12 protein-coding genes are annotated in these 14585 nt (G+C 34.9%); 7 read left to right on the forward strand and 5 right to left on the reverse strand.

Features of this window, described 5'->3' with window-relative positions:
* Positions 1-13 precede the first annotated feature (13 nt).
* The 4 genes from grpE to lepA all read left to right on the forward strand — a co-directional run bounded on the left by grpE (position 14) and on the right by lepA (position 5700).
* Positions 14-610, forward strand: coding sequence for a nucleotide exchange factor GrpE (grpE, locus tag AC1RPU_RS02025; RefSeq protein ID WP_481761377.1), 597 nt, complete (start codon positions 14-16; stop codon positions 608-610).
* A 25-nt stretch (positions 611-635) separates the two neighbouring features.
* A complete protein-coding gene (dnaK, locus tag AC1RPU_RS02030) occupies positions 636-2471 on the forward strand; it encodes a molecular chaperone DnaK (RefSeq protein ID WP_481761376.1) in 1836 nt (611 codons plus the stop codon).
* 125 nt (positions 2472-2596) lie between these two features.
* Positions 2597-3736, forward strand: coding sequence for a molecular chaperone DnaJ (gene dnaJ, locus AC1RPU_RS02035; protein ID WP_481761375.1), 1140 nt, complete (start codon positions 2597-2599; stop codon positions 3734-3736).
* 122 nt (positions 3737-3858) lie between these two features.
* Positions 3859-5700: a translation elongation factor 4 gene (gene lepA, locus AC1RPU_RS02040; protein WP_481761374.1), complete on the forward strand. Its 1842-nt coding sequence runs from the start codon at positions 3859-3861 to the stop codon at positions 5698-5700.
* Between the two features lie 39 nt (positions 5701-5739).
* Here the strand turns inward: lepA and AC1RPU_RS02045 are convergent, their stop codons facing one another.
* The 5 genes from AC1RPU_RS02045 to AC1RPU_RS02065 all read right to left on the reverse strand — a co-directional run bounded on the left by AC1RPU_RS02045 (position 5740) and on the right by AC1RPU_RS02065 (position 12200).
* Entirely contained in the window at positions 5740-7722 is a 1983-nt protein-coding gene (locus AC1RPU_RS02045; RefSeq protein WP_481761373.1) for a cation:proton antiporter, read from the reverse strand.
* Between the two features lie 112 nt (positions 7723-7834).
* A complete protein-coding gene (locus AC1RPU_RS02050; RefSeq protein ID WP_481761372.1) occupies positions 7835-9187 on the reverse strand; it encodes a gluconate:H+ symporter in 1353 nt (450 codons plus the stop codon).
* Positions 9188-9208: 21 nt separating this feature from the next.
* The gene (gene gntK / locus AC1RPU_RS02055; protein WP_481761371.1) at positions 9209-10750 is read right to left on the reverse strand and encodes a gluconokinase; all 1542 of its coding nucleotides are present in this window, start codon (positions 10748-10750) and stop codon (positions 9209-9211) included.
* 106 nt (positions 10751-10856) lie between these two features.
* Positions 10857-11180 carry a hypothetical protein gene (locus tag AC1RPU_RS02060; protein WP_481761370.1) on the reverse strand — a complete coding sequence of 108 codons (324 nt, stop codon included), beginning with the start codon at positions 11178-11180 and terminating at the stop codon, positions 10857-10859.
* A 60-nt stretch (positions 11181-11240) separates the two neighbouring features.
* Positions 11241-12200, reverse strand: a complete 960-nt coding sequence (locus tag AC1RPU_RS02065; protein ID WP_481761369.1) for a nucleoside hydrolase — start codon at positions 12198-12200, stop codon at positions 11241-11243.
* A 172-nt stretch (positions 12201-12372) separates the two neighbouring features.
* Here AC1RPU_RS02065 and AC1RPU_RS02070 point away from each other — a divergent pair, with 172 nt between their 5' ends.
* The 3 genes from AC1RPU_RS02070 to AC1RPU_RS02080 are packed head-to-tail and all read left to right on the forward strand — an operon-like array spanning position 12373 to position 14559.
* Positions 12373-12861, forward strand: coding sequence for a DUF3013 family protein (locus AC1RPU_RS02070; RefSeq protein ID WP_481761368.1), 489 nt, complete (start codon positions 12373-12375; stop codon positions 12859-12861).
* A gap of 12 nt (positions 12862-12873) precedes the next feature.
* Positions 12874-13821 carry a 50S ribosomal protein L11 methyltransferase gene (gene prmA / locus AC1RPU_RS02075; protein ID WP_481761367.1) on the forward strand — a complete coding sequence of 316 codons (948 nt, stop codon included), beginning with the start codon at positions 12874-12876 and terminating at the stop codon, positions 13819-13821.
* A 9-nt stretch (positions 13822-13830) separates the two neighbouring features.
* Positions 13831-14559, forward strand: a complete 729-nt coding sequence (locus AC1RPU_RS02080; protein WP_481761366.1) for a 16S rRNA (uracil(1498)-N(3))-methyltransferase — start codon at positions 13831-13833, stop codon at positions 14557-14559.
* Positions 14560-14585: the final 26 nt, after the last annotated feature.

Below are 14585 nucleotides of genomic sequence, written 5' to 3' on the forward strand. Positions count from 1 at the left end.
AGGGGTGTTGTGTGTGGTTAAAGATGCCAAAGAAGATTTAGTTGAAGAAGATGTTACACAAGAGCAACATCAGTCTAGTGAAGCAACTAATCAAAATGAGAAAAAAAGTTCTGTTACTGATAAAGTAAAAGAAAAATTTAGTAAAAAGCCTTCTGATGCAGATAAATTAGTTGAGTTACAAGCTAGTTTAGACACAATGGAAGATAAATATTTACGAGCAGAAGCCGAAATGGCAAATATGAATACACGCTTTAAGAAAGAACAAGAACAACTCTTAAAGTATAGCGGGCAATCATTAGCTAAAGATGTTCTACCAGTTATCGATAATTTGGAACGAGCATTGGCAATTGAGGTTGACACTGAGAGTGGCGAACAACTTAAAAAAGGTATTGAATTAGTTTATAAAGATGCACAAAAAGCATTAACTAATAATGACGTTATAGAAATTGCAACTGATGACGTTACTTTTGATCCAAATGTTCACCAAGCAGTTCAAACAGTTCCAGCTTCTGATGATCAAAAAGCAGATACAATTGTTCAAGTCCTTCAAAAAGGATATAAATTAAAAGATAGAGTGTTACGTCCAGCAATGGTCGTTGTCGCTCAATAATAATATAAGAAGAGGTAGATAAATTATGGCAAAAATTATAGGAATTGATTTAGGAACAACTAACTCAGCTGTTGCTGTGTTAGAAGGTAAAGAAGCAAAAATTATTACAAACCCAGAAGGAAATCGTACAACACCATCTGTTGTTTCATTTAAAGATGGCGAAACTCAAGTTGGTGAAGTTGCTAAACGCCAAGCAATCACAAACCCTGATACTGTTGCATCAATTAAACGTCACATGGGAGAAGAAGGCTACAAAGTAGATATTCAAGGAAAATCATACACACCACAAGAAGTTTCTGCTATGATTTTACAATACATCAAAGAATATTCTGAAGCTTACTTAGGCGAATCAGTAACACAAGCTGTTATTACAGTTCCTGCTTACTTTAACGATTCACAACGTCAAGCTACAAAAGATGCTGGTAAAATTGCCGGTTTAGAAGTTGAACGTATTGTTAACGAACCTACTGCTGCTGCTTTAGCATATGGTCTTGAAAATACTGAAAAAGATGAAAAAATCCTTGTATTCGATTTAGGTGGTGGTACATTTGATGTTTCTATCCTTGAATTAGGTGATGGTGTCTTTGAAGTACTATCAACAAACGGTGATACTAAACTTGGTGGAGATGATTTTGATCAAAAAATCATGGACTGGTTAGTTGAGACCTTCAAAAAAGAAAATGGTATTGACTTATCAAAAGATAAAATGGCAATGCAACGTCTTAAAGATGCTGCTGAAAAAGCTAAAAAAGATGTATCTGGTGTTACTAGTGCACAAATTAGCTTACCATTTATTACAGCCGGTGCTGCTGGACCTTTACATTTAGAAGCAACATTATCACGTGCAAAATTTGATAATCTTACACAAGACTTAGTTGAACGTACACGTATTCCAGTTCAAAATGCTTTAAAAGATGCTGGATTAACAAATGCTGATATTGATCAAGTTATCTTGGTTGGTGGTTCAACACGTATTCCTGCTGTTCAAGCATTAGTTGAAAAAGAAACAGATCACAAACCTAACCAATCAGTTAACCCTGATGAAGCTGTTGCACTTGGTGCTGCAATTCAAGGTGGTGTCATTACTGGTGATGTTAAGGATGTTGTTTTACTTGATGTAACACCACTTTCATTGGGTATTGAAACAATGGGTAGCGTCTTTACTAAGTTAATTGATCGTAATACAACGATCCCAACAAGCAAGTCACAAACGTTCTCAACAGCTGCAGATAACCAACCTGCCGTTGATATCCATGTCTTACAAGGTGAACGTCCAATGGCTACTGATAATAAAACATTAGGCCGTTTCCAATTAAATGATATTCCTGCTGCACCTCGTGGAATCCCTCAAATTGAAGTTAAATTTGATATTGATAAAAATGGTATTGTTAACGTTTCTGCTAAAGATTTAGGCACAAACAAAGAACAAAAAATTACAATCAAGAGTTCAGGTGGTCTTGCAGAAGACGAAATCGAACGCATGGTTAATGAAGCTAAAGAAAACGAAGAAGCAGATAAGGCACGTAAAGAAGAAGTTGATTTGAAGAATGAAGTTGATCAATTATTATTCTCAGTTGATAAAACTTTGGAAGAATTAAAAGGTAAAGTAACTGAAGAAGAAATTAAATCTGCTGAAGATGCTCGTGATGCTTTGAAGAAAGCTCAAGAAGATAACAATGTTGAAGATATGAAAGTTAAGAAAGATGAATTGAATAAAATTGTTCAAGACTTAACTGTTAAATTGTATCAACAAGCACAAGAAGCTCAAGGTGAAGCTGGTGCTGAAGGCACGGCTAAAGACCCTAAAGATGAAACTGTCGATGGTGACTTCGAAGAAGTTAACCCTGAAGATAAGAAGTAATCTTTACTAAATTTTGAGTGTGATAGAAAGTCAAAGGCCTTTGGGACTTTGGCTTTTTATTTCATGTTAGACATGTTATCCTATTTAGAGCAATAAAAACCAAAAAGGTTATTCGGAGGTACGGAATGGCAGAGAACAAAGATCCATATAATGTACTTGGTGTGACTAAAGATTCGTCACCTGAAGAAATAAAAAAAGCGTATCGTAAGTTATCTAAACAATATCATCCGGATATTAATAAGGATGCTGGTGCCGAAGATAAATTTAAAGAAATCACTGAAGCATATGAAACAGTTGGTGATCCACAAAAGAAAGCTGAATACGATCAATATGGTTCAGCTGGGTCTCAAGGTGGTGCTTACCGAGGATTTGGTGGTCAAGGACAACAAGGTGGATTTGGCGGCGGTGGATTTGAAGATATTTTCAGTTCATTTTTCGGCGGTGGTGGTGCTTCCCAAGATCCAACCGCTCCACGAGCAGGTCGTGATTTGCAATACGAGATGACATTGACATTTAATGAAGGTGTTTTTGGTAAAGAATCAACAATTAAATACAATCGTAAAAGTCTATGTGCTACTTGTTCTGGTTCTGGAGCAAAACCTGGAACTTCTCCAATTACATGTCATAAATGTGGTGGTCGAGGTACTATCCAAGTTGAGCGTCGTACGCCACTTGGAAACATGATGACTGAACAAGAATGTGATATTTGTCATGGTACAGGTAAAGAGATTAAAGAAAAATGTGATACATGTCATGGATCAGGCCATATTGATGAAAGACATGAAGTTAAAGTAACTGTTCCTGCTGGTGTTGAAGATGGTCAACAGATGCGTCTTCAAGGACAAGGTGAATCTGGTGAAAATAGTGGACCTTATGGAGATTTATACATTATCTTTAGAGTTCAGGCTAGTGGCACATTTGACCGTGAAGGTCCTGATATTTACATTGATGTTCCAATTAGCTTTGTCCAAGCTGCATTGGGCGACGAAGTAACGGTTCCAACCGTTCATGGAGATGTAAAAATGAAGATTCCCGCTGGAACACAGACTGGAACGACTTTCAGATTACGTGATAAGGGTGCGCCTAAATTACATGGTAAGGGTAATGGTGATCAAGAAGTGACGGTTAATATTGAAACACCTCGTAATCTTAAAAAAGAACAAAAAGATGCTTTGAAAGAATTTGCTACAGCTAGCGGTAAAAACGTTGTTGGCGAAGGTAATTTATTTGATAAGTTAAAAGATCAATTTAAAAATAAGAAATAAAGTTAAAAATAGAATCGTCTTCTAAGATGATTCTATTTTTTTGTATGCGAACTGTAATTGTGTTTAGTAGCGTTGATTGTTATAATCAGAAGAGATAGAAACAAGAAAGTAGGACGCTATTAATGGATTTTGAAGAAATGCAAGATAGACAAAAACATATTCGAAACTTTTCGATTGTAGCACATATTGATCATGGAAAATCCACACTTGCGGATCGTATCCTCGAGATGACTGATACAGTTACTAAACGTGAGATGCAAAATCAATTACTCGATTCGATGGATCTTGAACGAGAACGTGGAATTACAATTAAATTAAATGCGGTTGAATTACATTATCTTGCTAAAGATGGTGAAACATATATCTTTCATTTAATTGATACACCAGGACATGTTGATTTCACTTATGAAGTTTCAAGGAGTTTGGCGGCTTGTGAAGGTGCTGTACTTGTTGTAGACGCTGCTCAAGGTGTTGAGGCACAGACACTCGCAAACGTTTATTTAGCGATTGATGATGATTTGGAGATTTTACCAGTTATTAATAAAATTGACTTACCATCTGCTAATGTTGAAATGGTAAAAAAAGAAATTGAAGATGTTATCGGATTAGATGCCTCTGATGCCGTTCTGGCAAGTGCTAAAAATGGTATTGGTATTGAAGAGATGCTGGAACAGATTGTAACGAAAATTCCTGCACCAAATGGTGATTTAAAAAAACCATTGAAAGCTTTAATTTTTGATTCAATCTATGATAGTTACCGTGGCGTTGTTTTGAGTATTCGGGTGGTTGACGGTGTTGTAAAACCTGGCGACACAATTGAATTAATGAATAGTAAGAAAAAATATGAAGTGACTGAAGTTGGGGTTATGTCACCCAAAGCAGTTAATCGTGATTTTTTAATGGCCGGAGATGTTGGGTATGTTACAGCGGCAATTAAAGATATTCGAGATACACGAGTTGGTGATACAGTAACTTCAGCTGACAATCCAGCAACTGAAGCACTAGATGGTTACCGTGCAATTAATCCTATGGTTTATTGTGGGTTATATCCCGTAGATAATTCAAAATATAATGAATTACGTGAGGCACTTGAAAGATTACAATTAAATGATGCTGCTTTACAATTTGAACCAGAAACGTCACAAGCACTAGGATTTGGGTTCCGTTGTGGATTTTTAGGGTTATTACACATGGATGTTGTCCAAGAGCGGTTAGAACGTGAATCTGGGTTAGATTTGATTACAACGGCACCATCTGTAATTTATCATGTTGATTTAACTGATGGTGAGAAAATAATTGTTTCTAACCCTTCTGAAATGCCAGAACCATCATCAATTAAGCAAATTAACGAACCTTATGTGAAAGCAAGTATTATGGTACCTAATGAATATGTTGGAGCAGTCATGGAACTTTGTCAAAAAAAACGTGGTGTTTTTGAGACGATGGATTACTTAGATGAATTCCGTGTAAATATTATTTATCATATGCCTTTATCAGAAATTATCTTTGATTTCTTTGATAAATTAAAATCTAATACACGTGGATATGCATCCCTGGATTATGAAGAAGAGGGTTACCGTCCAAGTGATTTAATTAAAGTTGATATCTTGTTGAATGGTGAAGCAGTTGATGCATTGAGTTTTATTGTTCATCGTGATTTTTCTTTTGAACGTGGAAAAGGTATCGTCAATAAATTAAGATCATTAATTCCGCGCCAAATGTTTGAAATTCCAGTTCAAGCTGCTGCTGGACAAAAAATTATTGCAAGAACAAATATTAAAGCATACCGTAAGGATGTTACAGCTAAATTGTATGGTGGAGATCGAACACGCCGTATGAAACTTTTGGAAAAACAAAAAGCTGGTAAGAAACGAATGAAACAAGTTGGTAATGTTGAGATTCCACAAGAAGCATTTATGGCAGTCTTGAAAATTGATGAAGATGAAGAATCTAAGAAAAAATAAGTAAAAACGACAACCGGAAAAGTCTGGTTGTCGTTTTTTTTATGATAAGTATGCTTCATTATTTTGCATGTAAACCATCTCATCGTATGAAATTTGTTCTCTTAACAGATTTGCCGTTGCAGGGGTGATTAATTTTTGTTCTAATTGAAGTTGAACAAAATTATATTCTAATTGAAAGGCATTTATAAAAATATTATTTTGTAAGATAAGTTCAGTCTCATTTGAAAACATTCTTCTGTGTCTAACTGATAAAAATTGTCTAACCAGAGTAACGGCCATTGAATTGTCAACAGTGGTAATAGAGGTTAAATAAGTAATTGCTGCCTGATAACTAGATTCCTCCATTAAAATAAAGTCATCTTTTGTATTATTATAATATTTTTTGAAAGTATTTTTTTGATTTTCAGTAACCTGAGATAGCGCTTTTTCGCCTTTCTTAATAGCAAAATGTTTAAATAAATGAAGTGAATAGAATTTCAAGTGTATTATGAGATGTTTAAGTGAAAATCCACGGGTTGATTGATAAGTTGTAGCAAGATACTTTTCGTACCAAGAACCAGTTTTTTCAGAAACCTGACCACTCGATAATAATTCATGCAAAATATTTTCTTCAATTTCTTGTGTTTTTTCTAATAGGTCATAAAAATCACTCTTTTTAGGCCGTTTTAAAAAATTTTGTTGGTTATATAGCGTTTCAATTACTGTTTGTCTTTCTGGACTAGGAATATTTGTGACATTAAGTTGTTCAACAGTGTAAATAACCATCTTAGAACGAATTTCACCAATATTTTCTAAAATAGTAATCTCATTCTTTTTGGTAATTAAGTGCGGTAGTAGGAAAGTAGGAACTAACATGCTAATTAATATAACTAATGCAGCTATAAAAATGATTTCATTTCTCATAGGGAATTCAATTCCTGAAACAGTTACTAATGGTAATGAGTATGCCATGGATAGTGTAATTGTTCCGTGAATTCCACTTAGGGCAAATGTAAAATCGTCTTTTGTTGATAAATTTTTTAATAGGAAGTGGGACCATAGAAAACGCATTAGTGTCATAATAAAGTAAATACCAATACTAATAACAAGTAAAATTAGTGAATTAAATCCTGAGCTTTTTAATAAATCCGAGGTAACAGTAGGCAATGTTAAACCTAGAACTACAAAAACAAACCCATTTAAAGCATCTGTAAGTACTTTCCAAATACTACTTGATATAAATTGTAATTTAGTTGAAGATAACCGTAAACGATCTTTTTGAACACCATGAATTAAACCGGCAGCAACGACTGCTAAAATACCTGAACAACCTAATTCTTCAGATATAAAATAAATTAAAAAAGGAGTTATTATTTCAATTGGAATCATAATTGCTGTATCTTCGATGTGCCAATTTAGTAACGTTAACCTTATTTTAACGAATACTAATCCTAAAAATGCACCAATTAAGAGTCCACCAAAAAATGATGTGCTAAAAGCACTTAGACCTTCGTTCATAGAAAAAGTACCTGAAGAGAAAGCAGTTAATGCTAAACTAAGACCAACAATACCAGATGCATCATTAAACAAGGATTCATTTTCCAATATATTCATCATTGACTCAGGAATCGGTAAATTTTTTGTCACTGAAGATACTGCTACTGTATCTGTGGGTGTGACAATCGCTGCTAACGCAAATGCTAAGGCAAGTGATAAATCAGGTAAGACTGAGTGAACTAAAAACCCAGTGACAATTATTGTTGCACCAACTAAAATGATGGCTAATGAAAGCGTCGTTAAAATATTTCTAGCTAATGCTCTTCTAGATGTATTTTGGGCTTCATTGAAAATAATAGGTGCAACGATTATCATAAAAAATAATTCTGGGTTAAGTTCGAAATGTTGGAAATTTGGTAATAAAGAAAGCGCTAATCCTATACCAATTTGATAAAAAGCTTGTGGAACTTTTGGAAACTTAACAGCAATCACATTTGCGATAACCACGCCACCAAGTAATAATAAGATAGCAGATAGTGAATCCATAATATTGCCTCCAATAATTTCAATTTAGAATGGTGTCTATTTTAACACATGTCTAAATTTAACAACATAATAAAAGGCTAAGTTATCTAAAATAACTTAGCCTTTTATTAATTTATACGAATAAGTTAATAAGCATAACACCACCGAGCCCTGAAACAGAGACGACTGTTTCAAGAACGGTCCACGTTGCGAGTGTTTCTTTAACGGTTAGATCAAAATATTCTTTAATCATCCAGAAACCAGCATCGTTTACGTGAGATGCAATTAAACTACCTGAACCAATGGCGATAACCATTAATGCAGGATCAACGCCTGACCCAGCTATTAAACCACTGACTAGACCGGCAGCTGTTAATGCAGCAACTGTTGCAGAACCAAGAGAAATTCTAAGAAGTGCAGCAATTAACCAGCCTAACAATAATGGTGATAACGATGAGGATTCAAACATTCTTGAGATAACATCTGCGACACCACCATCAACAAGAACTTGCTTAAATGCACCTCCACCACCAATGATTAAGAGTAGCATTGCAATTTGTTTAATGGCAACTTCAAGAGAAGCCATAATATCTTTGACTGGGATCTTTCGGGCAATACCCATTGAATAGATAGCGAACAGAAGGGAGAGCAGCATGGCAACGCCAGGAGACCCAACGAACATGAAAAAGGAATCTATAGAGTTAGGGTTCTTTGGTGTTATCCCTTTATTAATAATCATGTCGTAAACTGTTGAAATAGCCATAATTACAACGGGAAATAAAGATGTCAAAGTACTCATTGCAAAACTAGGTGTATCTTCAAGTTTAAATTCTTTTTGTGTTCCTAATGCGCTTAAATTTCCTTTTTGCTTAAATGCCGAAGGAATATATTTTTTTGCAATCATAGCGAAAAGTGGACCGGCAATCAATGTTACCGGAATAGCTAATAGTAATCCGTAAATAAGAACCATCCCTACATTAGCATTTAGTGCTGATGCAATTGCAGTTGGGGCGGGGTGAGGTGGTAAAAAGCCATGAGTAACTGAAAGTGCAGCTGCCATGGGAATCCCAAGATATAAAACTGAAATTCCTAATTCCGTAGCAATCGCAAAAACGATTGGGATCAATAAAACAATACCAACTTCGAAAAATAATGCAATACCAATAATGAATGATGCAAGTACGACTGCTAATTGAATCCATTTTCGACCAAATCGGTTAATTAAAGTAGTCGCAATCCGATAAGCACCACCTGAATCAGCAACCAGTTTACCTAGCATAGCACCAAAACCGAAGACTAAGGATAAATGACCTAATTGACTACCAATACCATTTTCGATAGAAGTCGTGATTTTATCTAAAGGCATCCCTAATCCAATGGCAACAACAAATGATGTGATAATTAATGAAACAAATGTATTTAATTTAAATTTAATGATTAATAAAAGTAAAAAGAGAATCCCAATAAAAACAATTAAAAGTGGCATAGTAACTTTCCCCCAATGAAACTAGATTTGATGATAATGTTTCCGCTGGAAATCAGCAATATTTTTATATTCAGCGCTTAATGACCTACTTACTCGAACAAATATAGGTAATAGCTCACGATATACTTCAAAGTTTTCTTTTTGTGGTTGGTGGACATGCATGGAACCAATCATATTTTCAACAGCAGATAGATCAGCAATTAAATGTAAACTTTGCATTCCTAAGACAGCTGCGCCAAGACAAGAACTTTCAAAACTTTCAGGAATTGTAACTTCTTGTTCAAAAATATCGGCTAATAATTGTCGCCATAAAGATGATTGGGCAAAACCACCTGTTGCTTGGATTCTAGTGGGTTTCCCAGCAATTTCAGTTAGTGCTAACATGACCATGTCTAAATTGAAAACGATCCCTTCAAGTACAGCTCGAGCCATATGCGCACGTGTATGTTGACGTGTTAAACCAAAGAATGAACCTCTAGCATTAGCATCCCAGAGTGGTGCCCGTTCGCCACCAAGATAGGGGTGGAAGAGGAGTCCATCGGAACCGGCAGGAACCTTTTCTGCAATTTGAGTGATGACTTCATAGGGATCAATTTTCATTTGTTCAGCAGTAATTTTTTCGGGTGTAAATATCTCATCGCGCAACCAGCGGAAGACGATACCGCCATTGTTAACTGGCCCACCAATGACCCATTTATTTTTGGCGAGCGCATAACAGAATAGTCTACCTTTAGGATCTGTAACAGGGTGATCGATAACCATTCTAACGGCACCACTCGTACCAATTGTGACAGCCGCAACACCCGGTTCGATAGCATTAACACCAAGGTTTGATAGAACACCATCACTTGCACCAACAATAAAAGGAACATCACGTTGGATACCAGTTATTTTAGAAAATTCAGTATTTAGTCCGGATAGTTGGTACGTTGTTTCAACTAGTTCTGGTAACTGTTCAGGTGTGACACCAGTTACAGATAATGCTTGCTTATCCCAATCTAAATTAAAAATATTGAATAAGCCTGTAGCTGACGCTAAAGAATGATCAATAACAAGTCGATCAAATAATTGATATAAAATATAATCTTTAATACCAACAAAATAGGCTGCCTGATTAAATAAATCTGGTTTATCATTCTTTAACCAAATTAGTTTTGATAATGGTGACATAGGATGAATAGGTGTTCCAGTTTTGAGATAAATTTCATGACCAACACCTGATTCATTTAAATCATCACTCCACTTGCTAGCTCTGTTATCAGCCCAAGTAATCGATCTAGTTAACGGTTTATGATTTTTATCAAGTAGAATTAAACTGTGCATGGCAGCTGAAAATGAAACGCCTTTTAAATCAGTGGGGCGTAAGTTCGCTTTTTTATTGACCTCAGTGATTGCTTTTGTTACAGCAGCATAAATTTCATCAGGATCTTGTTCAGCCATCCCATTTTCTTCTTGATAAAGTGAGTAACCAATATTAGCGTATTCAATTACGGTACCTTTAAGATCGTATAAAACTGCTTTCGTGCTTGTTGTTCCAATATCAACACCGATTATATGTGGCATAGTGATCTCCCTTGAATAAATAGTAGTATGAATAATAAAGTTTATTAAAATTACAGTTAACGCTTACATTATCGTCTTTGAGTTAATTTAAAGCAACTATCTTTACTTATTTAAAATTTGATAATAAAGGATAGAATGCTGCTAAAATTAAAAAGAAGGAAAGAATAATGATTAGAATAGTTTGACGGCGATTACCATGATGTAAGAATAAGTTTAAACATGAGGTAACAGCAATGTAACCACCAAGTATCATCAAAAAGATAAATGTATCTGTAATAGGATTTAAACTAATAAGCGAAAAAAGTCCCAGTATCAATAGCCAGTTACGACTATTTTTTTCCCAGGCTAACGAGCCAAAAAAAAGTGACTTATATGAAAATTTTCGACGTTTTTTTTTCGTAAATGTAGAAATATAAATAATAGTGGTCATAATAAACCAAATGGAAAGAATGAATGGACCGAGATATTGCATAAGTAAACTCCGTTAAATTTAATTTTTTGAAAATAAAGTTGATAAACGTGTCATAAAAGTCGATAAGAATCTTTCGGTTTCAACGGCAACAGCGACAACCGTTGTTGCTTGATTTGAATTTAGGCGTGTCTCGTCACCGATTGTACGTCCAGAAAAAGGCGCTTCTGTGTCAACTTTCATATTGATAGGTAAAGTAGTGACTAAAGATGCATCTATAGCAACGGCAACAGCTAAGGGGTCATGCAAAGCACAGCCGTCTAAATTTGTTTTTAGGTTTGCATAGGCGTTAATATAGTAATCAACAATATCGGCGAAAGCTCGACTTGATGGACTGTCAATTTCACGCCATAGCTCTGTTTCTTTTTTTGTTAAAAGTGTTTTAAGTGTTACGTCTAGACCTACCATTGTAATAGGCAATTTACTTTGGAATACTTCATTTGCGGCTTCTGGATCTTGATTAATATTTGCTTCAGCAACGGCAGTTACATTTCCAGGGATTGTTAAAGCACCACCCATTAAAACGACTTTACCAATTAATGTTTCAATTTTAGGATCTTTTTTTATGGCTAATGATAAGTTCGTTAATGGACCAGTAGGCACAATAATTAAATCTGATTGAAATTCATGTGCAGAATCGATAATAAAATCGATTCCAGATTCTGAGGCGTATGGTTGGCTTGATTTAGGGATTTTTATGTCACCTAAACCGTTCATACCATGTATTTCTTGGCTTATTTCTAAAGTATCAAAAGATTGAGTCGTGATTGAATGTTTCTCACCGAGATAAACTGGAATATTTGATTCACCTAATAAATTAAGTAAGTTCAAACTGTTTTGAACACCAGCTAGCATTTGCAGGTTACCGTAAGAACCTACAATACCAATTAAATCAATTTCGGTACTAGCGAGAGCATAGGCAATAGCCAATGCATCGTCAATACCAGTGTCTAAATCCAAAATCATTTTCTTTCTTCCCATAAATAAAACCTCCCCAATATTTTAATAACCTTAGTTTACCAAAAAAAGCGATAAATTGTTATCGTTTTCCTCTTTAATTAATGCATGAATGAATGCAATGCTTTATAATAAACTTTGAGAACTAAACAAAATTTGATGTAATTTAAATTTATTTAAAATATGAGGTGATAGTATGGCACAAGAAACATTGTTTGATTATTTAAAGAAGGAATTACCAAAAATTGATTTTGATGGTGATATTGTATTAGATTGGCAGAAAAAGGATCATACATTTACAGTAGATCTCACATTTTATGCTGAGAATAAGTCACAACAAGCAATTCTTGATATTGAAGGTGTTAACTCAGAATTACCCATTATTTCATTTGGGGATGCTATATTACTCTATGATGAAGAACGTTTTGACTCAAAGGAAGTTGAAAAAGAGTATTTAACAACATTACCCTTTCAAGGGAAATCGGGTTGGGAACGCTCAGAGGCAGCAGCATTTATTAACTATTTACAAATTGTACTAGACAATGGTCAAAGTGATTTGTTAGATTTTTTGAATGATGATGATGCTGAATTCTTTGAACTAAGTTGGTCAGCTAGCGATTTTGAAAAAATTCAAAAAGCACAAAGTACAGAAAAAAGTATGCGATTAATTTATCCAAAATTTTAGGAGGATTTCAATTTGAAATGGACAGAAGTAAGTATCTCAACAAGTAGTGAAGCTGTAGAAGCGGTTTCTAATATTTTAATTGAAAGTGGTGCTGAAGGTGTCCAAATTGATGATTCAAAAGATTTTGAAAAATTAATGCAGGATAATTTAGACGGGAACGATTTTACATCAGTTGAGCACCAAAATGATGGAGCAAAGATTTCTGCCTTTTTCCCTGAAACTATTTTTATTCCTGAAATATTGCCAACTATACAGAGTAGGGTTAATCAATTAGCTGATTTTGGACTTAATCCGGGACGTGGTCTGATTGAATTGAATGAAGTGGATGACCAAGGTTGGGGATTGGAATGGCAACAATACTACCATCCGGTTAGAGTTACCCGATTCCTAACAATAGTACCAAGTTGGGAGAAATATCAGGTGGTCCAACCTGATGAAAAAGTGATACGTTTAGACCCTGGTAAAGCATTCGGTACAGGAACACATCCCACAACCCGGCTAGCTTTGGTAGCACTAGAGCAAGTAATACGTGGAAATGAATCTATGATTGATGTTGGAACAGGTTCAGGTGTTTTAAGTATTGCTGCAAAACATCTTGGTGTTGGTCATATTGATGCGTATGATTTGGACGATATTGCAGTAGATGCTGCCGTATTAAATTTCAACTTAAATCCAATTGCAAATCAGATACATGTAGCAGCTAATGATTTACTAAATGGTATTGATAATAAGGTTGATTTAATTGTGGCTAATATTTTGTCCGAAATTATTGTACCGTTAATTCCGCAAGCTAGAAGAAATTTAAATCCAGGTGGCCATTTTGTGACATCTGGGATTATTGCAGATAAAGTCGATTTAATCAAGGAGTCACTGGTAACTGGTGGATTTGAAATACAACAGATTTTAAATATGGGTGACTGGTTCTCAATTATTGCAGTTAAAATGGATTTGGAAGGTTAGGTAGTAAAGATGCAGAGATATTTTTTGAAATCTGATGAGTTAATTTTAACAGATGAGGATTTTCATCATGCAATTAAAGTTATGCGTTTGGCTGTTGGTGATCAAGTTGAACTCGTTAAGCAATCAACAGAGGTTGTTGTTGCAAAGATGAAACAGGTTACTGAAAGTTCAGCTACTTTTGATTATCAAAAGACAGTAGAAACATTAGTTGAGTTGCCAGTAGAAGTAACAATTGCGTCGGCTCTTTCAAAAAAAGATAAGGCAGACTGGATTGTACAAAAAGGTACAGAAATGGGGGCTGCCCATTTTATATTTTTTAATAGTGATTTTTCTATTGCAAAATGGGATCAAAAAAAGCAGGCTAAAAAAATTGAACGTTTAAAAAAAATTGCTAAGGGTGCTGCAGAACAAGCACATCGAACTAAAATTCCAACGATTTCATACGCTAAAAAAATTGATGAGATATTTCAACAATCTTATGATATTCAGATTGTTGCATATGAAGAATCTGCTAAACAAGGTGAGGTTAGCCAACTAAAAAAATCATTTGATTTGATTGAACCTAATCAAAATATGATTGCGGTATTTGGTTCAGAGGGTGGTATTTCAAAATCAGAAATTGATAAGTTAGCTACAGCTGGTTATCAAAAGGTAGGCTTAGGACCTAGAATTTTACGTGCAGAGACTGCTCCGTTATACTTATTAGCGAGCCTTTCATTTGTTAGTGAATTAAGTTAAGTAAGGCATGAGAAAACGAAATGAGG

This window comes from Dellaglioa sp. CoH-55-MRSF-7 (assembly GCF_056782235.1).